The organism is Pseudomonas tolaasii NCPPB 2192 (assembly GCF_002813445.1).
GTDB classification, from domain to species: domain Bacteria; phylum Pseudomonadota; class Gammaproteobacteria; order Pseudomonadales; family Pseudomonadaceae; genus Aquipseudomonas; species Aquipseudomonas tolaasii.
On sequence record NZ_PHHD01000001.1, the window covers coordinates 5,321,630 to 5,347,328 of the forward strand.

Genomic DNA, 25,699 nt, shown 5'->3' on the forward strand with positions numbered 1-25,699 from the left:
GTTAAACTCTGTGCGAAAAAAAGGACGTCGGCAAAGTTTGGAGCGCGTCAGGCAAAGATCGTTTCAATGCCTATACGTTAGGGGGTAAATGACGCAGAAACCACTGGCGTCAGTGAAAATCCCGGCTGCGCACATTAATCCCTTCCAGCAACGGCGTCAGGTCGGTCAAACGCCCGGCGATCAGGTGCCGCACCTCGCCCACCGCCTCCCAGCGCCCGTCCACTTTCAGCAGCCGCGAGCCCACCAGTGCCTGGCGCTGACGCTCGGCCAAATCGCGCCAGACCACCACATTGAGGTTGCCGAACTCATCTTCCAGGGTCACAAAGGTCACCCCGCTGGCCGTGCCGGGCCGCTGACGGCCCGTCACCAGCCCGGCAATGCTCACGTTGCGTCCATGCTCCACCGCCATCAGTTCAAGGGAACTGCGGCAGCGCCGCCTGCGCAGCTCGGCCCGCAACAACGCCAGCGGATGCGGGCCCAGCGTGGTGCCGACGGTGGCGTAGTCGGCGTGCAGGTCCTCACCGACCGAAGGCACCGGCAGCTCCACAACGGCTTCATCGGGGCCAGGCAAACCGGCGAACAACCCGAGTTGCTTGTGCACCCCCGCCACGTCCCAACGCGCCTTGTGCCGGTTGCCCGCCAGCGCGCGCAAGGCGCCGGAGTCGGCCAGCAACGCCTGGGTGCGAGCATCCAGCCCGGCACGCTCGTCAAGGTCGGCGATGTCGCTGAAGGCTCGACGTTGACGCGCCGCCTCGATGCGCCGCGCGTCTTCCTCGCGAAACCCCGAGATCATGCGCAGGCCCATGCGGATCGCCGGTTGCTGGCCCTCGATGGGTTCCAGGCTGCAATCCCAGTCGCTGGCTTGCACGTCCACCGGGCGAATCTGCAACTGATGGCGCCGCGCATCCTGCAGGATCTGGTCCGGGCTGTAGAACCCCATGGGCCAGCTGTTGATCAGCGCACAGGCAAAGGCGGCCGGCTCATGGCACTTGAGCCAGCAACTGGCGTAGGTCAGCAAGGCGAAACTGGCCGCATGGGATTCGGGAAAACCATAGCTGCCAAAGCCCTTGATCTGCTCGAAAATCTGCGCGGCGAAAGCCTCGGTGTAACCGTTGTTCAGCATGCCGATGCGCAGGCGCTCCTGATGCGGCTCCAGCCCGCCGTGGCGTTTCCAGGCGGCCATGGAGCGGCGCAACTGGTCGGCCTCGCCGGGGCCGTAGTCGGCGGCGACCATGGCGATCTGCATCACCTGCTCCTGAAACAGCGGCACGCCCAGGGTGCGCTCCAACACCGCCTCAAGCTGCGGCGACGGGTAGGTGGTGGGCTCCTCGCCGTTACGTCTGCGCAAATACGGGTGCACCATGCCGCCCTGAATCGGCCCGGGCCGCACAATGGCCACCTCGATCACCAGGTCGTAAAACGCTTTGGGCTTGAGCCTCGGCAGCATCGACATCTGCGCCCGCGACTCGATCTGGAACACACCGATGGTGTCGGCCCTGCTGATCATCGCGTAGGTCGCCGGGTCTTCAGACGGAATTGTCGCCAGGGTAAGGTCGCGACCACGGTGGCGGTGCAACAAATCGAAACAGCGGCGAATCGCACTGAGCATGCCCAGCGCGAGGATGTCCACCTTGAGCAGGCCCACGGCGTCGAGGTCGTCCTTGTCCCACTGGATGATGGTGCGCTCGGCCATCGCCGCGTTTTCCACCGGCACCAGGGTGTCCAGCGGGTATTCGGAAATCACGAACCCGCCGGGGTGCTGGGACAGGTGCCGGGGAAAGCCGATCAGTTGTTGGGTCAGCGTGAGCACGCGGCGCAGGATCGGGCTTTGCGGGTCGAAACCGCCTTCGCGCAGGCGTTCCAGGGGCGGCGCGTCGTCGCTCCAGCGCCCGCAGCATTCGGCCAGCGCGTTGATCTGGTCCGGCGGCAAGCCCAAAGCCTTGGCCACGTCACGCACCGCGCCGGCCGCGTGGTAACTGCTGACCACCGCCGTCAATGCCGCACGGGTGCGGCCATAGCGCTTGAACACATATTGCAGCACTTCTTCGCGGCGCTCGTGTTCGAAGTCCACGTCGATGTCCGGCGGCTCGTTGCGTTCCTTCGACAGAAAGCGCTCGAACAGCATGTTCATGCGGCTCGGGTCGATCTCGGTGATGCCCAAGGCAAAACACACCGCGGAGTTGGCCGCCGAACCACGCCCCTGGCACAGAATCGAGCGGCTACGGGCAAACTGCACAATGTCGTGCACCGTGAGGAAATAACTCTCGTAACCCAGCTCGCTGATCAGCCGCAGTTCCTTGTCGATCTGCTGCACCGTCTTGGCATCGGCGCCGTGGGGCCAGCGCCGGGCGATGCCTTCTTCCGTCACCGCGCGTAGCCAGGACTCGGCATCATGCCCGGCAGGCACCAGCTCGCGCGGGTAGTGATAGCGCAACTGGCTCAGGTCGAAGGTGCAACGGCGCGCGATGGCCAGGGTTTCGTCAAGCAATGCTCGCGGGTACAGCGCGGCCAGGGCGTCGAGGCTGCGCAGGTGCCGCTCGCCGTTGGGGTGCAGGCGCGTGCCGGCTTCGGCCACCGGTACGTGATGGCGGATGGCGGTCATGGTGTCTTGCAAGGCGCGGCGGCCACGGGCGTGCATGTGCACATCCCCGCAGGCCACCGCCTGGATGTTCAGGCTGGCGGCCAGTTGCAGGCGCTGCTCCAGATGGCGCGCATCGTTTTGGCCGCAATGCAGGTGCACCGCCAGCCACAGGCGCTCAGCGAAGGTGCGGCGCAACCATTGGATCGAGGCCTGGGTGTCGCTGTCTTCGGCCACCCACAACGCCACCAGGCCGGGCAGCGGCTGCGCGAAATCTTCCTGCAACAGGCGGTAACTGCCCTTTTCGGCACGACGCCGGGCCACCGTGATCAAACGGCACAGGTGCTGATAGCCCGTGAGGTCTTCCACCAGCAGCACGAGTTTCGGGCCGTTTTCGATCCGCACTTCACTGCCGATGATCAACGGCAGCTCCACCGCCTTCGCCGCCTGCCAGGCACGCACGATGCCTGCCAGCGTGCATTCATCGGTAATCGCCAAAGCACTGTAGCCCTGACGCTTGGCCCGTTCGAACAACTCCAGCGCACTCGACGCCCCGCGCTGAAAGCTGAAGTTGGACAAGCAATGCAGCTCGGCGTAACTCATGCGAACCAGCCTTGCAGCCATAACCCGTCGTTTTGCCCCACGGTGCGGTAAGCCCAGCCTTGCTGCCCGGCACGGGTCTGGATCAGGTAGTAATCGCGGCGGATATCGGCACCGTCCCACCAGCCGGACTCAATGCGCTCCGGGCCCATCAATACCTGCACGCCCTGCTCGCTCAGCAGCGTCGGCTCGTGCAGCAACCAGCCGGGGCGTTGCACCTTATTCAAGGTCGGGCACGGGCTTTTGTCCGATGCCGCTTGCCAGGCGCATTCGGGCCGATGGTCGGCGTGAAAACGCAGGCCCTGCACGGCTTCGTCGCCCAGGCGGGCGCGCAGGCGTTCGCGCAACTGTTCCCACGGCAGGGTTTGTTGCGGGCGGTCGTCGAACAGGTCCTGGCGTTGCGGCACGAACACCGGCAAATCCTGGGCGACCAGGCGAAAGCCGCGCACTGGCGAGGTGACTTGCACCTGTTCCAGGCGGCCACGGGCCAGCTCGAACAGCATCGACGGCTCACGCTCGGCGCTGAGCAGGCCGACCTTGATCACGCTGTCGGGCGCCTGGGCATGTTCCAGGTGCAGGTCGAAACGCTGCACGCCACTGTCGCGACCGCAGAGAAAGGCCGATAAATCGCCGGTCAAGCGGCGCAAGGGAAACAGCAAGGCCTGATGGGATTGCACGTCGAAATTCAATTCGATGCGTACATCGAACTGGTCCGGCGGCTGATAAAAATCCAGGCCCAGCGGCCGGTGCCCGGTCAGCGCGTCCAGGTGTTTGAGCAAACCGGCCTCAAAGCGCCGCGCCAGGGTATGCCGGGGTAACGCCTGCACCTGGGCCAGGGTGCGCAGGCCCATGCGTGACAAGGCGGTGGCGGCCTGCGGGTCGAGGCCGGCGCGGTCGATGGGCAACGGCGCCAAGGCCTGCATCAAACCATCATCCCCGACAGCCAGGCCATCGTAGAGGTTGGCCAGCACCCGCGCCGCCGCTGGGTTGGGCGCGGCGACGATGCGGTGGCGAAAGCCCAGTTCGGTCAGCTCCCGGCGCAAACGCGCTTCAAATTGTGGCCACGGGCCAAACAGCCCCAGGCTCGATTCGATCTCGAACAACAAGGCGCGCGGGTAATACAGGCTGACCTGGGAGCTGAAACGGTAGGCCCAGGCGGCGAGAAATTGCTGGCAGCGCTCAATGTCGGCGGGGTCGTATTCGGCGCTGGCAAAGGTCTTGGCCAGGGCATTCGCCGCCGTCAGCGACTGGCCGGGGCGCAGGCCCAGAGCACGCGCGGCATCGTTGACAGCTTGCAACACCCGCCGTTGCGGCGTACCGGCGAGCAAGACCAGCGGCTGGTCCGGCTCGGGGTGCCCACGCTGCACCCCGTCCAGCGCCAATTGCGGGAAGACAATACACACCCAGCGCATGGCAACCTCAGTGCCCCGCCAGCGCAATCGGCGCCGGATGAGCCAGCCCGCCACGGCACTTGATCACCCGCACTTGCGCGGGCTTGGCCTCGACCGCCAGGCGCAGGGCGGCGGGTGACGCATTGATCGCCTCACTTAAGGAGCGCCAGGCAAACGCCAGGGTCTGCCCGGTTTCCGCCGCCACCTGCAGGCGCCGCAATGCCCGGTCATCGGCCTTGCGCGGCCAGCACAGCACCGCGCCGCAACTGCCCGAGCGCAGGCATTGTTCCACCGCCCACAACGCATCGCGCTCCTCGGCCTGGATCACCGATAACTGACGCAGATCCACCCCGGCGTTTTGCCAGGCATGGGGGTACGGCGTATAGGGCGGCGCCACCAGCACAATCCGCTCACCGGCCTTTGACAAGCGCGCCAGGGTCGGCAGCACCAGTTGCAACTCGCCCACACCTTCCCTGGCCATGAGGATTTCGCTCAATGCCGACTCCGGCCAGCCGCCCGTGGGCAGCACCGCGTCCAGCGCCGCCAGCCCCGTGGGGTGCACGCTGGCCGGTGGCGCGACGGGCCGGCCCTTCCAGACTCGCCCGCCATTGAACAGCGAGTCCAGGGCAACCACGGCGCCCATCAACCTTGCCTCACCAGGCCGCAGAACACCCCTTCGATGGCCAGGTCCTGATCAGGCCCGACCACGATGGGTTGGTACGCGGGGTTGCGTGGCAACAGGCGCACGCTTTCGCCGGTGCGCTCGAAGCGCTTGATGGTGACTTCGCCGTCCAGGCGCGCCACTACGATTTGCCCGTTCAAGGCCTCGGCGCTGCGGCGCACGCCCACCAGGTCGCCGTCGAGGATGCCGTCTTCGATCATCGAATCGCCTTGCACGCGCAGCAGGTAGTCCGGGGTTTTCGCGAAGGTCGCGGGGTCGAGTTGCAGGCGGCTGTGTACTTCGGCGTCGGCGCCGATGGGCAAGCCGGCGGCGACGCGGCCGAGGACGGGAACGTCCAGCCACTCGGGGCGTTGGGGTTGGTTGAGCAGGCGGATGCCGCGGGCCTGGTTGGGGTTGACTTCGATGAAGCCGGCTTCGGTCAGGGCCACCACGTGCTTGCGGGCGACGCTGCGCGAGGCAAAGCCGAACGCCTCGGCGATCTCGGCGAGGCTGGGGGGCTGGCCTTGTTGCGCGATGCGGTCGCGGATGAAGGTCAGGATGGCGGTGCGGCGGGGGGTCAGGGTTGTCATGGAGTACATTTGTACTCTTGTGGGAAGTTTCTGACAATGGCCGTCAGTCGGGGGGCTTTTTTGGGGGGTATATCCGGTATTTGGGTGATTGCTGAGATGGGTTCCGCCCTTACGGCGGGTCACTTTTGAAAAGAGCCGGAATGCCGGCCCAGCCAAAAGTAACCAAAAGGCTCTTGCCCCAACACTCGGCACCTCGCTCACGCTTCGGTGTGCCCAAGATCAAAATCAAAAGCACGGCGGCTTGAAAGCCGACCTGAGTGGTGTGAAGCAAAAGCGGTTCTGTGTGGGAGCTGGCTTGCCTGCGATGGCATCAACTCGGTGTGACTGATGTACCGAGGTGTCTGCATCGCAGGCAAGCCAGCTCCCACAGAGAAGCAGATGTGTGCAGATATTGAAGTTTGACTCGGTCAAAAATGTGGGAGCGGGCTTGCCCGCGAAGGCGGTCTGTCAGTTACATGGATGCTGGCTGACACACCGCTTTCGCGGGCAAGCCCGCTCCCACAGTTGGATATTCATTTATCAGGGTGAATGCAACCTGCCCTGGCAAAAACAGCGCTTTTGATTCAACCACTCAGGCCGCCGTGCTTTTGATTTTGATCCTGGGCGCCCCGTTAAACACGCTGGTCGATCGCAGGCTTGAATCCGTGGATAGTGGCAAGAGCGGTTGGTTACTTTGCGCTTTTCAAAGTGACCCGCCGTAAGGGCGGAACCATAGCTGGCCATCACCCAAATAACGGATATACCCCCCAATCACTCCTTACCCGAATACGAGGTGTGCCCATCCCACCCCCCGCCCAACGCGGCAATCAACTGCACACTCGCCACCAGTCGCGTCTGCAGCAACGTCAGCACCGTGCGCTCGTTACTCAACGCCGTCGCCTGCACCGTCACCACGTCCAGGTACGCTATCAACCCGGCCTTGTACTGGTTCTCGGTCAAGCGCAGCGACTCGCGCGCGGCGTCGAGCGCTTCGTTGCTGACCACCGCCTCGTCTTCCAGCACTTTCAACTGCACCATATAGTTTTCAACTTCGCGAAAGCCATCCAGCACGGTCTGCCGGTACTTCGCCACCGTCTCGTCATAGGTCGCCACTGTGCGGTCGACTTCGGCCGAACGCTGCCCGCCGTCGAACAGTGTCATGGCCAGCTTCGGCCCGACCGACCAGAAGCGGTTCGGCAAGCTGATCCAGTCGGCATAGGTACTGCTGGAGTAGCCGCCCGCCAGGCTCAAGGTCAGATCCGGGTAGTAGGCCGCCTTGGCCACACCGATATTGGCATTGGCCGCAATCACCGAGCGCTCGGCAGAAGCAATGTCCGGGCGGCGCTCCAGCAGTTGCGAAGGCACGCTCACCGGAATCTGCGGCAGTGCCGGAATGTCCTGGCTCACCGCCAGGTTGAAATTGGCCGGCGCTTCGCCGATCAACACGGCGATGGCATTTTCAAGCTGGGCGCGCTGCCAGATCAGGTCGATCAAGCTGGCCTGGGTGGTCTTGAGCTGGGTTTGCGCCTGGGCGATCGCGTCCTTGCCGGACACACCGGCGCGGTACTGGTTTTCGGTCATTTTCAGCGAGCGCTGGTAGGTGTCCAGCGTGGCTTGCAGCAGGCGGGTCTGTTGATCCATGACGCGCAGTTGCAGGTAGTCCTGCACCAACTCCGACTGCTGGCTCAAACGCATCGCCGCCAGGTCGGCGGAGCTGGCTTCGGCGGTGGCTTCATTGGCCTCAAGGCCACGGCGCAGCTTGCCCCATACGTCCGCCTCCCAACTCACGCCCAACTGGGCGTTGAGGGTGTCGCGAATCCCGCTGCTGGAGCTGCTGAGGCTGGCGTTGCTGCTGCCGGTGCCCTGGCTGGCGCGGGTTTTCCCGACGCTCAGGTCAACCGTGGGGAAAAACGTCCCCCGCGCGCTGCGCACCTGGGCCTGGGCCTGGCGAAAACGCGCCTCGGCCTGGGCCACGGTCTGGTTGGAATTGTTGAGGCGTGTCACCAGCTCATTGAGTTGACGGTCACCGTACAACTCCCACCACGCGCCTCGGGCGAGGGCGTCACTGGGGCTAGCCTGACGCCAGCCCTGGGCCTCCTTGAACTGCGCAGGCTCGACAACTTCCGGGCGTTTGTAGTCCGGGCCAATGGCGCAGGCACTGAGCAAGGCGCCGCAGAGCACTACCACTGCCAACTTGATAGTGTGGAAAGGGAGCTTGCTCCCTTGCCACAGGTCGGGTGTTGAATCGGTCATAGCGCAGTGTCCAGGGCAGCATCGGTACGCACGCCGCGCCAGGCGTTGAAACGGTGGCGCGCGCGGTCGAGGTAGAGGTAAACCACCGGGGTGGTGTAAAGGGTCAGGATCTGGCTGAAGACCAGGCCGCCAATGATGGTCAGGCCCAGCGGGTGACGCATCTCTGCACCATCCCCCGTGCCAAGCAGCAAGGGCAAGGCCCCCAGAATCGCCGCCAAGGTGGTCATCAGGATCGGCCGCAAACGCAGCAGGCAGGCACTGCGGATCGATTCCAGCGGGCCCAGGCCATCGTGACGCTCCAGTTGCAAGGCCAGGTCGATCATCAAGATCGCGTTTTTCTTGACCACGCCGATCAGCAGGAACAGGCCCAGCAGAGAAATCAGGCTGAACTCGCCGCCCGTGAGGTAGATGGCAAGCATCGCGCCAACCCCCGCCGACGGCAACGTCGAGAGAATGGTCAGCGGGTGAATGTAGCTTTCATACAGAATGCCCAATACCAGATACACCGCCACCAGCGCGCCGAGAATCATGAACGGCTGGCCTTTCTGCGTCGCCGCAAACGCATCGGCGGTGCCGGCCATCTTGGCGATCACGTCTTCGGGCAACCCGACCTTGGCAATCGCCCGCTCGATGGCGGCCGTGCCCTGCTCCACCGTCACGCCCGGCGACATGTCGAAGGCAATGTTTTCCGAAGCGAACTGGCCTTCATGGCTGACGCGGTCATCGGCCAGGCTGTTTTCGTAGTGTGCAATGGTCGACAGCGGCACCCGCGCGCCCGTGGAGGTGATCACCTGCATCTGGTTCAGGGTGATGGGGTCCTGGGCGTATTTCGGGTTGACCTCCATCACCACCTGGTACTGGTTGAGGCTGTCGTAGATGGTGGAAATCTGTCGCTGGCTGTAGGCGTTGTTCAGCACCGCCGTGACCATGCTCATGTCGATGCCCAGGCGTTTGGCCTGATCGCGGTCGACCACCAGCGTCACCTGCGCCGCGCCGCGGCCTTCACGGGCGTCGATGGCGGTCAGCTCCGGCAGCTCGCGCAAGGCGGCGACCACTTTCGGGTACCACAGGCGCAGCGCGGCCAGATCACCGCTTTGCAGAATGTAGGAATATTGCGCGCTGGTCTGGTCGCGACTGCCGCCGAATTGCAGGTCTTGGTCGGCCATCAGGAACAGGCGCCCGCCGGGCACCAGCGGCACATCCTTGCGCAGGCGCTCGATCACCGCCTGGGCCGAGATCCTGCGTTCGGCGATGGGCTTGAGCCGCACCAGCATCACCGCGTTATTGGTGCCGTTGTTGCCGCCGATGAACCCGGCCACGCTGAGCACTGCGGGGTCCTTGAGCACTGCTTTGCGGAAGGTCTCCATCTTCGGCTGCATCACATTGAACGACAGCCCGTCATCGCCGCGCACAAAGCCGATCAACTGGCCGGTGTCCTGTTGGGGCATGAAGGTTTTCGGCACCACCACATACAGCGCCACGTTAACGCCGATGGTCACGAACAGGCTGAGCAGGGTCAGGCGTCGATGGCGCAGCACCCAATCCAGGCTGGTGGCGTAAACGGCCACCATGCGGTCGTTGATCCGCTGGCTCCAGCGCTGCAAACCGGTCATGTGCCCCTTGATATGCGGCTTGAGCCAGCGCGCGCAGAGCATCGGGGTCAAGGTCAGCGAGACGATCAGCGACACGATGATCGCCGCCGACAAGGTGATGGAAAACTCGCGGAACAAATTCGTGACGATGCCGCCCATAAACAGGATCGACAGGAACACCGCCACCAGCGACACGTTCATCGACAGCAAGGTAAAGCCGACTTCCTGAGCGCCCAGGTACGCCGCCTTCATCGGCGGCACGCCTTCGTCGATATGCCGGGAAATGTTCTCCAGCACCACAATGGCGTCGTCCACCACCAGGCCGGTGGCCAGGATCAGCGCCATCAGCGAGAAGTTGTTCAACGAAAATCCGCACAGGTACATCACCGCAAAGGTGCCCACCAGCGACACCGGAACCGCCAGGGTCGGGATCAGGGACGCGCGGAAATTACCCAAAAACAGATACACCACCAGAATCACCAGGGCCACGGCGATCAGCAAGGTCATTTCGGCTTCATGCAGGGTCGCGGTGATCACCGGCGAGCGGTCCATGGCCAGGTTGAGCTTGACGCTGGACGGCAACACCGCCTGCAAGGCCGGCAACTGCGCCTTGATCTGCCGCACCGTCTCGATGATGTTGGCGCCGGACTGGCGGTTGATCACCAGCAGCACCGCCGAATCATTGTTGAAGAAACCACTGTTGTAGCGGTCTTCCACGCCGTCACTGATCTTCGCCACATCCCCCAGGCGCAGCGCCGCACCGTTCTGGTAGCGAATCAGCAACGGCTCATAGTCCTTGGCTTTTTCCAACTGGTCGTTGGCCTGGATCTGCCAGTTGCGCTCGCTGTCTTCCAGCGAGCCCTTGGGCCGGCGCTGGTTGGCATTGGCGATGGTGTTGCGCACATCGTCCAGCGCCACGCCGTACTGGTCCAGCGCCTTGGGCTCCAGCTCGATGCGCACCGCCGGCAACGAGCTGCCGCCGATCTGCACTTCGCCCACGCCCGGCACCTGGGACAGGCTTTGCGAGAGGATGGTGGATGCCAGGTCGTAGAGTTGGCCCTTTTGCAACACGTCCGAGGTCAGCGACAGCACCATGATCGGCGCCTGGGACGGGTTGATCTTCTTGTAGGTGGGCATGCTGCGCATGCCGCTGGGCAGCAGGTTGCGCGAGGCGTTGATGGCCGCCTGCACTTCCCGCGCCGCGCCGTTGATGTCGCGGTCGGAATCAAACGCCAGAATCACCCGCGTGGAGCCCTGGCTCGACGAACTGCTCATGGTGGTGATGCCGGCAATCGCGCCGAACGAGCGCTCCAGCGGTGTGGCGACGGTAGACGCCATCACCTCGGGGCTCGCACCGGGCAAGCTGGCCGAGACCACGATCACCGGAAAATCGATCTGCGGCAGCGGCGACACCGGCAGCAAGTTGAAGCTGACACCGCCCAGCAACATGATCGCCAGGCTCAGCAGCATGGTCGCGACCGGCCGGCGAATGAAAGGTCCGGAGAGGTTCATGACTCAACCGGCTCCAGGCTTTGCGGCTCTTTGCGCCAGCGACGGCCAAGGCGGTCGAAGTACAGGTAGATCACCGGCGTGGTGAACAGGGTCAGCACCTGGCTCACCAGCAAACCGCCGACCATCACCAGGCCCAGCGGCTGGCGCAATTCGGCGCCGGAACCGGTGGCCAGCATCAACGGCACGGCGCCGAACAATGCGGCCAGGGTGGTCATCAGGATCGGCCGGAACCGCAGCAGCGCCGCCTGATAAATCGCCGTCTGCGGGTCCAGCCCCTGGTTACGTTCGGCGTCGAGGGCGAAGTCAATCATCATGATCGCGTTCTTTTTCACGATGCCGATCAGCAAAATGATGCCGATGATCGCGATCATGCCCAGGTCATTGCCGCTGAGCAGCAACGCGAGCAAGGCCCCCACCGCTGCCGACGGCAAGGTGGAAAGAATGGTGATCGGGTGGATGTAACTCTCGTACAGCACACCGAGCACGATGTACATGGTCACCACCGCCGCCAGAATCAGCAGCAAGGTGCTCGACAGCGAGGCTTCGAACGCCTGGGCCGCGCCCTGGAACTGGGTCTGCACGCCTACCGGCATGCCGATGTCTTTCTGGGTCTGGTTAATCAGTTCCACGCCTTTGCCCAGCGCAACGCCGGGGGCCAGGTTGAACGACATCATCACCGCCGGGAACTGGCCGATATGGGCGATGGCCAACTGCGCCTGGCGCTGCTCCACATGGGCCAGGCTCGACAGCCGCACCTGGCCGCCGTCGGTGGTTTTCACGTGGATCTGGTTCAGTGCAGCCGGGCCGAGGGTCTCACCCGATTGAGCCTGCAGCACCACGCGGTACTGGCTGGCCTGGGTATAGATGGTGGAAATCTGCCGTTGGCCGAAGGCATCGTACAACGCGTCGGTGATGGTCGACACACTGACGCCCAGGCGCGAGGCCGCGTCGCGGTCGATCACCAGGAACACCTGCAAGCCTTTGTCCTGCAGGTCGCTGGCGACGTCGGTAAGTTCCGGCAACTGGCTGAGGGCGTGCACCAGCTTGTCGCTCCACAGCGCCAGCAGTTCGGCATCGGGCGACGACATGCTGAACTGGTACTGGGTGCGGCTGACGCGGTCTTCGATGGTCAGGTCCTGCACCGGCTGCATGAACAGACGGATGCCGACCAGCTTGTCGATTTGCGGCTGCAGGCGCGTGATGACTTGCGCGGCGCTCAGGTCGCGCTGGCCGTGGGGCTTGAGGTTGATCAACAGGCGGCCACTGTTGAGGGTCGCGTTGTCACCGTCCACGCCGATGTAGGACGAGAGGCTTTCAACCGACGGGTCAGCCAGGATCACCTTGGCCAATTCCTGCTGGCGCTGGCTCATCGCCGCAAAGGAAATCGACTGCGGCGCCTCGGAAATCCCCTGGATCACCCCGGTGTCCTGCACCGGGAAAAAGCCCTTGGGCACCACCAGGTACAGAAACACCGTGAGGCCCAACGTGGCGATGGCCACCAGCAAGGTCAGCGGCTGGTGCTTGAGCACCCACTGCAATTTGCGCCCGTAGGCTTCGATCAGCCAGTCGATCCAGGCGCCGCTGGCCTTGTAGAAGCGGCCCTGTTCGTCTTCCTTGGGTTCGCGCTTGAGCAGGCGCGCGCACATCATGGGCGTCAGCGTGAGGGATACCACCAGAGAAATCAGGATCGCCACCGCCAGGGTAATGGCGAACTCGCGGAACAAGCGCCCTACCACGTCAGCCATGAACAACAGCGGGATCAACACCGCAATCAGCGACAGGGTCAACGACACCAGGGTAAAGCCGATTTGCCGGGCGCCCTTGAGGGCGGCGGCCATGGGTGTCTCGCCTTCCTCGATGTAACGGGAGATGTTCTCGAGCATCACGATGGCGTCGTCCACCACAAAACCGGTGGCGATGGTCAGGGCCATCAGCGTCAGGTTGTTGATGGAGAAGCCGGCCAGGTACATCACGCCAAAGGTGCCCACCAGCGACAGCGGCACGGCAATGGACGGAATAATGGTGGCGCTGAAACGGCGCAGGAACAGGAAGGTCACCATCACCACCAGGGCAATGGCGATCAGCAATTCGTGTTGTACATCGGTGACCGAGGCGCGGATGGTCTGGGTGCGATCGGTGAGCACGGTCACGTCGAGACCGGCTGGCAGGTTGTCGGTGATGCTCGGCAGCAACGCCTTGATACGGTCGACCACTTCAATCACGTTCGCGCCCGGCTGGCGCTGGATATTCAGCAGCACGGCCTGGTTTTCATTGGCCCAGGCGGCAAGCCGTTCGTTTTCGGCGCCATCGACGATTTGCGCAACGTCTTTCAAGCGCAGCGGCGCGCCATTGTTGTAGGCCAGGATCAGTTCGGCATATTGCTGGGGCGAGACCAACTGGTCGTTGGCGTCGAGCATCGACACGCGGGTCGGGCCGTCAAAGTTGCCTTTGGGCTGGTTGACGTTGGACGCGGCGATCAGGGTGCGCACGTCCGACAGGTTCAAGCCATTGGCCGCCAGGGCCTCGGGGTTGACCTTGATGCGCACGGCCTGGCGCTGGCCACCGGCGATGCTGACCATGCCGACGCCGCTGATCTGCGCGATTTTCTGCGCCATGCGCGTGTCGACCAAATCATTCAATTTGGGCAACAGCATGGTCTTGGAGGTGATTGCCAGGGTCAGCACCGGGGTGTCCGCCGGGTTGACCTTGTTGTACACCGGCGGCGCCGGCAAATCCTTGGGCAACAGGTTAGTGGCGGCGTTGATCGCGGCCTGCACCTGTTGCTCGGCGACATCCATATTGATGTCGAGGTTGAAGCGCAGGGTCAGCACCGACGCGCCACCGGAACTGGTGGAGGCCATTTGCGTGAGGCCGGGCATTTGCCCGAACTGGCGCTCGAGCGGCGCGGTGACCGCACTGGTCATCACGTCCGGGCTGGCGCCGGGGTACAGGGTCATTACCCGAATGGTCGGGTAATCCACCTGAGGCAAGGCCGAGACCGGCAGCAAGCGGTAAGCGATGAGGCCGGCCAACACAATGGCCAGCATGCTCAGCGTGGTGGCAACCGGGCGAAGGATAAACAGCCGCGACAGGTTCATGCGCCGACCTTTTGCGCCTTGCCGGCGTCAGCGCCGGTCTCCCCTTTCGCTGCGGGCTTGCCTTGCAGGTGCCCGGTGGGCGTGGTCGGGACTTCGCTGCTGTCGTTGACCACTTCGATTTCGCTGCCGTCCTTGAGGCGGTCGGTGCCTTCCAGTACCACACGGTCGCCGGCGGCCAGGCCTTCCTTGATCACGGTGTTGTCACCATCGGTGTCACCCACCACCAGCGGCTGGACCTTGACCTTCTTGTCGCCGTCGAGCTTGTAGACAAAGGTGCCGTTGTTGCCGAACTGGATCGCGGCAGACGGTGCCAGCACCACGTTGTGCAAGGTATCGGCCAGCAGGTGCACATTGACGAACTGGTTGGGGAACAGCGCCTGGTCCTTGTTATCGAAGCGGCCCTTGAATTTCAGGGTGCCGGTGGTGACGTCAATCTGGTTGTCGAGGCTTTGCAGCACACCGACGGCCTGTTTTTTCACGTCGCCACGGTCCCAGGCTTCCACGGGCAGTTTGTTGCCGGCGTGGTAGCGGGTGAGCACGGTGTCCAGGGTATTTTCCGGCAGCGTGAAGACCACGCTGATGGGTTGGGTCTGGGTGATCACGGCCAGAGAGGTGGTGTCGTTTGCCGCCACCAGGTTGCCCACGTCAACCTGGCGCAAGCCGACCCGGCCGCTGATCGGCGCACGGATTTTGGTGAATTCAAGGTTGAGTCTGGCGTCGTCCACCGCGCCCTGGTTGGTCTTGACCGTGCCCTGATACTGCAGGACCAGCGCTTCTGCGGTGTCCAGGGTCTGCTTGGCGATACTGTCCTGGGCGTACAGGTCGCGGTAACGCTGCACGTCAACCTGGGCGTTTTTCAGTTGGGCCTGGTTTTGCAGCAGCGTGCCCTGGGCTTGCAGCAAGGCATTCTGGTAGCTGCGCGGGTCGATTTCCGCCAGCAGGTCGCCGGCCTTGACCATCTGCCCTTCTTCAAAGGCGATTTTCACCAACTCGCCGCCCACCCGGCTGCGTACATTAATGGTGTTGAGCGCCGTCACCGTGCCCAGTGCCTTGTAGTACACCGGGAACTCTCCAAGCACTGCAGGCGCCACCCGCACCGGGATCGGGCCGGTAGACCCACCGAACCCCGGGCGCATCATCCCCGACTTGCCGGCATGCCCGGCCGGCTTCTTCTCGGCGGCATCCTTGTGGTTGCCGGGCCAAAATTTCCAGCACAGGCCGGCGATGACCAGCAGTACCAGCAGGCCAAACAGCCAGCGGCGGGAATTGCGGGGGGAGGATTGCATGGAATGATCAACCATTGGGCGCGAGAGCTTCTTCTTTGGGAGGCTGAAAGATAAGCACTGGGGCGCATTAAGAAAAGCGCCTTTACCGGCTATTTACCTTGGACTTACAACTTTTAACTTCTGACCTTAGTCCGCGGGCTATTTCGCTAAGCGTTTGAGCCCTAAATAAAAACGGCCTGGACTAGGCCAGGCCGCAATCATGCATCAAGCGTGTTACTGCCAAACGACAGTAATGCGCCGAAACAGTTACTTCAAAACAGCCAGGGCTGCTTCGTAGTTCGGCTCTTGGCCGATTTCAGCAACTAGCTCGCTGTGCAGCACGTTGTTGTTCTCGTCCAGCACCACCACGGCACGGGCGGTCAGGCCACGCAGTGCGCCTTCGGCAATCGAGACGCCGTAGTCAACGGCGAAACCCGGGTCACGGAAGTCCGACAGGTTCTTCACGTTTTCCAGGCCTTCAGCACCGCAGAAGCGCGCCTGGGCAAATGGCAGGTCGCTGGAGATGCACAGCACCACAGCGTTGTTCAGGTCGTTGGCCTGGGCGTTGAACTTGCGAACCGAGGTGGCGCAGGTCGGGGTGTCAACGCTTGGGAAGATGTTCAGCACTTTGCGCTTGCCGGCGAAAGTGGCCAGGGTTGCGTCCGACAGATCGCCGGCGGTCAAGATGAAGTCTGGAGCCTGGGTACCGGTTTGCGGCAGCTCGCCTTCAACCTTGATTGGGTTGCCACGGTGGGTGACTTGAGCCATGAACGGAATCCTTATGCTGGGTTTATTGAAACGAATTCGAGAGGCCGAAGTTAACCACAAAGTGCAGTGACTACCTACCACCGCACACAAATTGTCATGCCGCGCAGGTGTGGTTTAATTGCGCGCTTTGCGCCCGCCCTTCAAGGATCTGCTTTAGATGAATCAGCCCGCCACCAAAGTCCTGGTCATTGGTTACGTCTGGCCGGAACCCCGTTCCTCGGCCGCCGGCGGGCACATGATGCAGATTCTGCAGAGTTTTCTCGACAGCGGCTGGGCCATCACCTTCAGCAGCCCGGCAACCCTTGGCGAGCACAAGGCCGACCTGCCCGCGCTGGGTATTGCCGAGTGCGCCATCGAGCTGAATAACAGCAGTTTCGACGATTTTATCCGCGAGCTGGCCCCGGACATCGTGCTGTTCGACCGTTTCATGATGGAAGAGCAATTCGGCTGGCGCGTGGAAAAATGCTGCCCCGATGCCCTGCGCGTGCTGGAAACCTCTGACCTGCAAAGCCTGCGTGACGCGCGGCACCAGCGCTTCAAGGACCACCTCAAGGCCCATCCCGACCGCGACGACTTCACCGCGCTGTTTACTCCCGCGCTGGAGGAAGAGTTCCTGCTGATGGCCGACACCGACCTGGCCAAACGCGAAATCGCCGCGATTTACCGCTGCGATATCAGCTTGATGATCTCCGACGTGGAAATCCGCCTGCTCACCGATCACTTCAAAGTGCCCGCCGCCCTGCTCCACTGGTGCCCGTTGATGCTGGAACCGCCGGTGAAGCCCTTCGCGCCGTTTGAAGACCGTGCGCACTTTTTGAGCATCGGCAATTTCCGCCACGCGCCCAATTGGGACGCGGTGCTCTGGATGAAAAACAGCCTGTGGCCGCTGATCCGCCAGCAATTGCCGGGAGCGCAACTGCACATCTACGGTGCCTACACGCCGCCCAAGGCCACCGCCCTGCACAATCCGGCCCAGGGGTTTCATGTAATGAACTGGGCGGAAGATGCCCTGCAGGTCATGACCGCGGCGCGTATCTGCCTGGCGCCGTTGCGCTTTGGTGCCGGCATCAAGGGCAAGCTCGCGGATGCCATGCTCTGCGGCACGCCGAATATCACCACACCCATCGGCGCCGAAGCCATGGGCAACGATCAGCCGTGGCCGGGGGTGATCGAACACAGCGCCCCGGCCCTGGCGGCTGCGGCGGTGGCGCTGTATCAGGACCGCGCACGTTGGACCCAGGCCCAGGAAGACGGCCGCCAGCTGCTGGCGCACCGCTACGACCAAAGCTTGCACGGCCCGGCGCTGGTGGCCTGCCTGGAGCGTTGCCGCCGCGACCTGGACGCCCATCGCCGGCGCAACTTTACCGGCAGCATGTTGCGCCACCATGCGCATAAAAGTACCCAGTACATGTCCCAGTGGATCGAGGCAAAAAACCGTGTGATTTGACACCGGCGCTGGCGAGGTCGCGCGCGAGGGGGCATTATCCCGTGCAGCGACCACAATAAAAGCGACGGCAGCATGACCCGAGCAACGCGTATCACCGACCCTTCCTACGAGCTGATGGACGACCATAACGGCCTGTCCATCATCTATCGCCAGCACGGCTTCCCCTGCCCGCTGGTGCGCTGGCACTTCCACAAGGAATACGAGCTGCACCTGATCGTCGCCAGCTCCGGCAAGGTGTTTATCGGCGACTACATCGGCAACTTCTATCCCGAAAGCCTGTTCCTCACCGGCCCCAACCTGCCGCACAACTGGATCAGCCAGGTGGAGGAAGACGAGGTGGTGCCCAAGCGCGACATGCTGGTGAACTTCACCGACGAACTGTTCGAAAGCGGCAGCCAGATCTTCGCCGAACTCAGGACCCTCGCGCCGCTGCTGGAACGCGCGCAATACGGCATCGAGTTTCGCTGCAAAAAAACCATTGCCCAGGCCATGAGCCTGATGCAACGCATCGAAGACGCCCAGGGCATGGCGCGGCTGGGGCACTTCTTCATCCTGCTGGACGTGCTGAGCGCGTGTGAGGACTATCAGTTGCTGTCCGGCGTGACCACGCCGCAACTGGCGGACGAACACAGCATCGACCGCACCAACCGCGCGGTGGATTACATCTTTGCGCACTACGCGCGGGAATTGTCACTGGAAGAAGTCGCGGAATACCTGGGGATGAAACCGACGTATTTTTCACGGGTATTCAAACAGGCGACCGGGCGTACGTTTATTGAGTTTGTTAATCGGCTGCGTATCAGCAAGTCCTGCGAGTTGCTGGCCGACGGCGATAAAGCCGTGACGGATGTGTGCTTTGAGTCAGGCTTCAACAACATCTCCAACTTCAACCGGCGCTTTCAGCAGCTCAAGGGCATGACCCCTTCCCACTATCGCCGCCTGGCGGTTCAGCGTTTGACGGAGCAGAACCTGGCCTGACCACGAGTCCAGTGAAACACGTTGAACAATAACGCCAGCAAAGCGAAACCGTTTCATCCACTGAGCAAGGAACCTGATCGCTCCTCCTGCAACTCAGCGTAAGTACTTACATGCTTTCTTGCGAAAAGCGGTGCTTTTCTGACACGCAGATAAAAAAGGAGCTACAGCTTGATTAACATACGGCTATTTTCAATTAACACCCCCGCCTTTCAGTCCAATCAACCCATCCCCCAAAAAAACCATGCCGTCTCACAACAAGCAGCAGCCGACCATCCGCTCCTCAGCGTAGCCAACGTACGGTCTACGCCTACATTGTCGCGCTCACGTCGAGATTTGCAGAACGACCCTGCACAGGGGGCGCCCCTCAAAGAGTCGGTTCGCCAGTTCGCGAAAGCCCTGATTGAGCAGGGCGACCGACAACTCGCTATAAGTGTCGGGAATGCTTTGGTCCGCAGGCAGAGTCTTCTGGATGAACGTGTCCTGAACGAGATTGACAACGTTCCCGTCCCGCCGTACTCCACCTTTGGTCAGGCATTATCCAGACTTGCTGATGCGGTGGAGGCTGAGCCGTTCAAATCGTTTGCTCAGACCTATTCGCTTGACGTGTCGGAACTGTATTTCCGGGAGGACGGCGTTCTGCAGGCAGCCAATAAAGTATCTAAGGGCCATTACCTACAATTTGAGCATGACGACGAAGTGTGGGCGGCCGCCTCAGCTGAAGTTTTAGCCGCCGCAAAACAGTTGATGGGGAGAAATCAGACCGTCGTTAGTTTCAGTGGTCGCGATCACGCCTATCGTAATGACGTCAGTGACTTTTACGGTTTTTCAGAACCCGCAACCACCGACAGCACCGCCCTTTTGTCTGCCGCAGGACAATTATTGCGTGACGAAAACTTCAAGTCGCTCAGCAGCTCGAATCCGCTCGACGCACCCATTAAACAAAAACAAGCAGACGCCCGCCAACACATCGCGGATCTACCCCTGCCTGCGCTGCGCGAGATTCTGAACAAATTTGCACCCCTTACCGCACCACAAAAGGTTCAACGCGCCGACCAGGAACTGGCACAGTTGGCAGCTCGCGGGATGATGAAACTGATCCCGGAAACTGATCAATATGAGCCATCGCCCACTCTGCAGGACATTCCTGAGTATTCAACTTTCAATCTGGTACGCAAGAACCTTTTGAAAGCGCTGACGGGCAGCGTTTTTACCGCCTTTGCCAAAGAGAACGAACTCGCCCCCAGCAGCGTACGCATCAACCCTGTCAGCGGTGAACTGATGGGCACGGTCAAAGGCGTCAACACCCCATTCAATCTGAACGATCTGTCCGGCTGGAGTGATACCTGGGCCGAAATAAAAGATGCAGTGCTCCAGATGGCGGCCGGTTCCGAAGACGATGTGACCTACCCCACCGACAACACCGCCCCTCTGTCTCAAGTCATGACGTTTTACAACGAACCCTACCCTCACCAGGAGGACGCTCGAAAAAAGGGCTGGGAACAGCGCCAACTCGCGAACACCCTGCGTCGCATCGCTGAGATGACCGGTAACGATGGCTTCAAGGCGCTGACCGCCCCTCTGCCCGGCGATCCCCCTGCCGTCGCCGTACAGCAGCGCCAGCGGGACAGGGTGCGACAACTGGAAGGCACGACGCTATCGCCCTCGCCTATGGAAACCCTGACGGCCACCGTCAAAGCCAACCTCCCGGTACACGCGGCAAGCGAAGATAGCACCGAAGACCTTTGGGCAATCGCCGAAAGTGATCTGGCAAAAACCGTGCACAAGGCAATGCTCGAACTGAAAACCAACCCGGCCCAGTTCGCGTCGAAAATCATCCAGCCAATACCGGGCAACAGCCTGCTCGGGCAATGGCAGGCCTACCTCGATAAAGCCCTTAAGGGCCGTGGTTTCAACGAATGGGCACGCGAACAGAATATTGACCTGACTTCCTTGCGCTATGACCCCGCGGACAATGCACTGATCGCCAAGGTCAAGGGTGCTGACAAGCGTTTCACCGCCACTGACTTTGCGCAAAAGTACCCCAAGCATTTTGACGTGCTCACACCCGTGTTGAGCGCCGCGCAGGCATTTGCAAAGCCCGGCCAATCGATCTCACTCTCTCACGCCGAAACCAGCGGCGTGCCGTACCAGTGGGTGGCCCATTTTTATAACCTCAATGCTGACCCCAACAGCTCGGCGTTCGATCAACAGACTGCATTGATCGGCCGCACCCCACGGTTCCCCGCAGCCCCCGCTAACCCGAAAAAAATAGTGACTTGGCTAATCCGCCAGAAAACTGCACTGGGTGATAGCAACGACCGTTATGCGCTGATCCACGAACTGAAAAACTGGACTGCTGACACTGGCCTCAAGCCCTTCGTCGTCGATCCGGACTCTTCTCATCAGCCTAAAAGCGTGACAACGGTTACAGCATTCATCTCGAACAATGGCTGGTACCCAATACCGTCAAAGGCAGGCAGTGACAATTTGCTCGCCGCCTTGCAGACACAGGTTGCGCCTGCTCCTCCCTTGGGCAATCGCTGGGGATTTCTGTCAACTCAACTGCCGTTGAGTAACGCGCAACGCGACGCACTGATCAAAGAGGTAAAAAACAAGATCGGGACCGATGAGACCCTCCTCAACTACCTCAGCAGCAAGATTGCCAACCTGGACGCCAACCCCCAACAAGCCCTGGAGCAATTGCTCAGCAGTGACGACGCACTTGAACTCGCCGATTTCCTGCAAACTCGGATGAAGGGGGCTATCACCCCAACCAGCCTGAAGCAATGGCTATTGACCGCCTTGGTGCTGGAGCTTGATCCAACGGCCGGCACTCAACACAAGACCGTCGCCGGCGCTGATTTAACGGACCCTGATTATGTCGGTCGTAGCACTCGGTTTATCCGCGACCGGTTTAACCAATACCTGACTGCCAACAAAAATATACCTTCCAACCTTGCACCTGTCGTTTCGCACTTGCTGTTATCAGGGGCGGCGCCGCAATTACTGGTCAAGGACGTACCGAAAAAAGTCACTCTGGGCTCTCTCGAGTGGTTCAATTTTACGGCGGCGGTTAACCAGATCGAATGGACGGCCCCTGGCGCTGCCGCAAACATGACCTACGAGCAGGTCATGAGTCATTACAATATCCAGCCTGTTTCAGCACTGGAAGCGCAGATAAAGAGCTATGCGCAGATGAACCCCTTACTGGATTGGGCGGCCCTCAACAACAAGGTCGACAAGAACAACTACACCCTGGACCAGTTGAAAGATAGTCAGCAAAAACTCCAGGCACAGGCTAACCGCACGGCTGAAGCGGTCCGCTGGCTGAGCACAAACAACCCGCCCAATAGACGGGACATGGCGCTTAAGGTGCTAAGAGAAAAGTGCGGCACCGATAATGATTATGAAACAGGATTTATGCAGGAAAACCATTTCGCCGGTGTCATCAGTGATGGTCACTACAGTCTCGTGGAAATCTATGAAACTGGCAGGCTGGACGAAAGCTGGATACAGATGGGCAAACATGTAGATTTCGACAGCATCCGTGAAAAAGCCAAAGAGCCTGGCTTCCCGGTTATCAACGATGAATTCGATAAAGCCATAAAGGCAGATTTCGATCTTCGCAGGCGTCATACCGCAACGTTGTTCGAAAACATGCTCAAAAAGCTACCGCTCGATGAATACAAAAGCCTGCTCTATGGCAACGTAGAGTTTTTGAACGTTGAAGGCGCCGGCAGCGGCATGGTGATCACGTCGATCTACAACGGGGTCAGAAGAGATTTTGCGGTCTATCCGGCGTGGGGCCAAATTATAAGAATTCCCGACATTGATCCTGAAACACCATTGGGTCAGAAAGTCAGCCTGGAAATTGACGCCGAGGCGTTTAAAAACGGCACTGAGCCCAAATCGGGGGTTAAATCAGAGGTCGTACTGCGCAGTACCGATCAACATCTCCTGGATGACAATAATGAACCCTGGCCACTGGAAGTTTCCTTACCAGCCCATAAAGAAAATGACCCTTTCTCCCCCAACTACGTGACAGGCAGAGTCTCAAAACTTGCCAAAGTCATGATCGATTCGACCTACTTGTATAAAGCCGAGTTTTTCAACCTTCACCGTAATAAGTTCACCAACACGCTTGAAAAAGTGACAGAACCCCGTGATGTCTTCAGGGCCCTTTGGCACAGCTTGCCGGGCGCCAGCAGTCTGGAAGACCTCTATTACGGCCAATACTCCAAGGCATTCCTTGACCTTGCCATCGATGCCGCGATCATTGTTGGCACAGAGGGCGCCGGCATGTTCTGGGGGCTGGCAAAAACTGCGGCGTCTTGGGGGGCTGCCAAGGTGGCAGCAGGGTTTATCGAGAAGTTTGGGGTTAAAGGGGCCGAAAACGTTGCGCTCATCGATATGAGCACCGCCGCCACCTCGGAAGCGATCAAGGGCGTCAGTCGGCTGCAGTCCAGCCCGTTGGTGCAACAGGCCACCGAAAACGGTATCCAGGATGCTGTCATTGCGGATCGCAAGGTGCTGCGCGCAGACACCGCAGAGCGCATTAAGGCCAGCACGATACTCGAGAATGGTCAGCGCTACTCCTACAATGCCTTGAAAATGGAAGCAGAAGGGCCTGCATTGGAAGGGGTCATCGCCGAAGGTCGCGAACGGATCGGCCATATACGATTGGGCGGCCCCCTGGAAAACGTCAAAGCCCTGGATGGAGAGATTCAGACATTTGTGGACACCTATGATGGCAAGCCTCGGCTCAATATCATGGGGCATGGCCCACAGCCCGAGAAGCCTGGGGATGCCATAAAGATCATCGGCGACAACGACGCTTTATATTCTGCCGCTGAGGTTGATCAAAAACTCCTCGCCAGGGGGGTTAATATTCGTGATTACCCGAACGTTCGGACTTTGACGTGCTATTCCGCGAGTGGCGGAGAGGCCTCGTATGCTGCCCAACTACAAAAGATTACCGGTGTCCCGGTAAAAGGCTTTGAGAGCACCGTCACCACGGATTGGCTTGAAGGAACAGAGTTGAGTATGGAATACCAACGGCTACTGCGGGAAACCAGAAGAAAATTCCCGAAATTCTCTCAAGCTGATGTCGAGGAATGGGCAGAAATTCAGCTTAATAAACTGGTCAAAAACAAACTCGATGTCTTGGAAGTCAGAAAAGATGTTGGAACGACCATTGACGTCAATATAGGCACAACAGCACAACCGGTTTATATCACGATGCCTGTGGAGTATGCGCCGGTGCATTTTGGCCCACCCAAGATAAAGTGAATCTGAGGTCAAGCGGAACCTGCCAGTGAGGTTGCCCGGGAGCGGCAGCCTCAGGTTGCAGCATTGCGACTGGACGAACGACCAACCATCCCATGGGTTGACTGTTTCGACCCATTGCCAACGGAGTGCAAAAAAGTATCAGTCCAAGTGCGCCCAAGGATTTGTCACAACCCCATTTCAAGGCTGTAATCAACCGCACACTCTTCCTGGCTCCTTGCAGGAAGACACAACAACAATAACTGTCCTTCTGCAGCCCCCTGGGCGCGGAAATGGAGTGCGCGATGAAGTTCACAGCAAAAGCTCTGCTTGCCTCTACCTGCATGATGACCTGCATGACCCTCAGCGCCGTCAGCTTTGGCGCGCAGACCCTGACCATTGCCACCGTCAACAACAGCGACATGATCCGCATGCAAAAGCTCTCGAAAACCTTCGAGACCGAGCATCCGGAGATCAAGCTGAACTGGGTGGTGCTCGAAGAAAACGTGCTGCGCCAGCGCCTGACCACCGACATCGCCACCCAGGGTGGACAGTTCGACGTGCTGACCATCGGCATGTACGAAGCTGCACTGTGGGGCGCCAAGGGCTGGCTGGAGCCGATGAAAGATCTGCCGGCGTCCTACGATCTTGACGACGTTTTCCCATCGGTGCGTGACGGCCTGTCCGTCAAAGGCTCGCTGTACGCCCTGCCGTTCTACGCCGAAAGCTCGATCACCTACTACCGCACCGACCTGTTCAAGGACGCCGGGCTGACCATGCCCGAGCACCCGACCTGGACCCAGATCGGCGAATTCGCGGCCAAACTCACCGACAAATCCAAAGAGCAATACGGCCTGTGCCTGCGCGGCAAAGCCGGTTGGGGTGAAAACATGGCGCTGATCACCACCCTGGCCAACGGCTACGGTGCACGCTGGTTCGATGAGAAGTGGCAACCGGAATTCAATGGCCCTGAATGGAAGGACGCGCTGACCTTCTACGTCGACAACATGAAGAAATCCGGCCCGCCGGGCGCCTCCAGCAACGGTTTCAACGAAAACCTGGCGCTGTTCAACAGCGGCAAGTGCGCGATCTGGGTCGATGCCAGCGTCGCCGGCTCGTTCGTGACCGACAAGACCCAGAGCAAAGTCTCCGACCACGTCGGCTTCACCTTCGCCCCGCACGAGAAGACCGACAAGGGCACCTCGTGGCTGTACTCCTGGAGCCTGGCGATTCCGACCAGTTCCAAAGCCAAGGACGCCGCCAAAGTGTTCACCAGCTGGGCCACCTCCAAGGAATACAGCCAGCTCGTGGCCAAGACCGACGGCATCGCCAACGTACCGCCAGGTACGCGCAAGTCGACCTACAGCGACGAATACATGAAAGCCGCACCGTTCGCCAAGGTCACCCTGGAATCGCTGAAAGTCGCGGACCCGACCAAACCGACCCTCAAGCCGGTGCCGTACATCGGTATCCAGCTGGTGACCATTCCTGAATTCCAGGCGATTGGTACCCAGGTCGGCAAGTTCTTCTCGGGCGCGCTGACCGGTCAGCAAACGGTCGATGCCGCACTGACCGCCGCGCAGACCACCACCGAGCGTGAAATGAAGCGGGCCGGTTACCCCAAATAACTGAGCATCACCGCGATAAAGGCTTTGTGTGGGAGCTGGCTTGCCTGCGATGGCATCCGCTCGGTTTGGCTGCAAGACCGGGGTGCGTGCATCG

13 protein-coding genes are annotated in these 25,699 nt (G+C 60.9%); 4 read left to right on the plus strand and 9 right to left on the minus strand.

Annotated elements, in window-relative coordinates:
* Window positions 1-109: 109 nt before the first annotated feature.
* From ATI14_RS24360 to tpx, 9 genes are all read right to left on the minus strand, one after another.
* Entirely contained in the window at window positions 110-3,202 is a 3,093-nt protein-coding gene (locus tag ATI14_RS24360; RefSeq protein WP_196775046.1) for an error-prone DNA polymerase, read from the minus strand.
* Window positions 3,178-4,590, minus strand: coding sequence for a Y-family DNA polymerase (locus tag ATI14_RS24365; RefSeq protein WP_016974651.1), 1,413 nt, complete (start codon window positions 4,588-4,590; stop codon window positions 3,178-3,180). The genes ATI14_RS24360 and ATI14_RS24365 overlap by 25 nt, the downstream gene beginning before the upstream one ends.
* A 7-nt stretch (window positions 4,591-4,597) precedes the next feature.
* Entirely contained in the window at window positions 4,598-5,212 is a 615-nt protein-coding gene (gene imuA / locus ATI14_RS24370; protein ID WP_016974650.1) for a translesion DNA synthesis-associated protein ImuA, read from the minus strand.
* Window positions 5,212-5,829 carry a transcriptional repressor LexA gene (gene lexA, locus ATI14_RS24375; protein WP_016974649.1) on the minus strand — a complete coding sequence of 206 codons (618 nt, stop codon included), beginning with the start codon at window positions 5,827-5,829 and terminating at the stop codon, window positions 5,212-5,214. Before lexA ends, imuA begins: the two co-directional genes overlap by 1 nt.
* 741 nt (window positions 5,830-6,570) lie before the next feature.
* Window positions 6,571-8,052, minus strand: a complete 1,482-nt coding sequence (locus tag ATI14_RS24380) for an efflux transporter outer membrane subunit (RefSeq protein ID WP_080520751.1) — start codon at window positions 8,050-8,052, stop codon at window positions 6,571-6,573.
* Window positions 8,049-11,156 (minus strand): efflux RND transporter permease subunit, encoded by a 3,108-nt coding sequence (locus ATI14_RS24385; RefSeq protein ID WP_016968957.1) that lies wholly within the window; start codon window positions 11,154-11,156, stop codon window positions 8,049-8,051. The genes ATI14_RS24380 and ATI14_RS24385 overlap by 4 nt, the downstream gene beginning before the upstream one ends.
* Window positions 11,153-14,254, minus strand: coding sequence for an MdtB/MuxB family multidrug efflux RND transporter permease subunit (locus ATI14_RS24390; RefSeq protein WP_016968958.1), 3,102 nt, complete (start codon window positions 14,252-14,254; stop codon window positions 11,153-11,155). Before ATI14_RS24390 ends, ATI14_RS24385 begins: the two co-directional genes overlap by 4 nt.
* Complete coding sequence (locus ATI14_RS24395) at window positions 14,251-15,555, minus strand: MdtA/MuxA family multidrug efflux RND transporter periplasmic adaptor subunit (protein ID WP_016968959.1); 1,305 nt, start codon at window positions 15,553-15,555, stop codon at window positions 14,251-14,253. The genes ATI14_RS24390 and ATI14_RS24395 overlap by 4 nt, the downstream gene beginning before the upstream one ends.
* A 231-nt stretch (window positions 15,556-15,786) precedes the next feature.
* Window positions 15,787-16,287, minus strand: a complete 501-nt coding sequence (gene tpx / locus ATI14_RS24400; RefSeq protein WP_016968960.1) for a thiol peroxidase — start codon at window positions 16,285-16,287, stop codon at window positions 15,787-15,789.
* Window positions 16,288-16,444: 157 nt separating this feature from the next.
* On the opposite strand from tpx, the gene ATI14_RS24405 reads away from it, so the two are divergent.
* From ATI14_RS24405 to ATI14_RS24420, 4 genes are all read left to right on the plus strand, one after another.
* Window positions 16,445-17,734 (plus strand): glycosyltransferase, encoded by a 1,290-nt coding sequence (locus ATI14_RS24405; protein WP_016968961.1) that lies wholly within the window; start codon window positions 16,445-16,447, stop codon window positions 17,732-17,734.
* 72 nt (window positions 17,735-17,806) lie between these two features.
* Window positions 17,807-18,712 (plus strand): AraC family transcriptional regulator, encoded by a 906-nt coding sequence (locus ATI14_RS24410; protein WP_016968962.1) that lies wholly within the window; start codon window positions 17,807-17,809, stop codon window positions 18,710-18,712.
* Window positions 18,713-18,880: 168 nt separating this feature from the next.
* Window positions 18,881-24,001 carry a hypothetical protein gene (locus ATI14_RS24415; protein ID WP_016968963.1) on the plus strand — a complete coding sequence of 1,707 codons (5,121 nt, stop codon included), beginning with the start codon at window positions 18,881-18,883 and terminating at the stop codon, window positions 23,999-24,001.
* Between the two features lie 281 nt (window positions 24,002-24,282).
* Window positions 24,283-25,605: an ABC transporter substrate-binding protein gene (locus tag ATI14_RS24420; RefSeq protein WP_017254958.1), complete on the plus strand. Its 1,323-nt coding sequence runs from the start codon at window positions 24,283-24,285 to the stop codon at window positions 25,603-25,605.
* The last annotated feature ends 94 nt before the right edge of the window (window positions 25,606-25,699 follow it).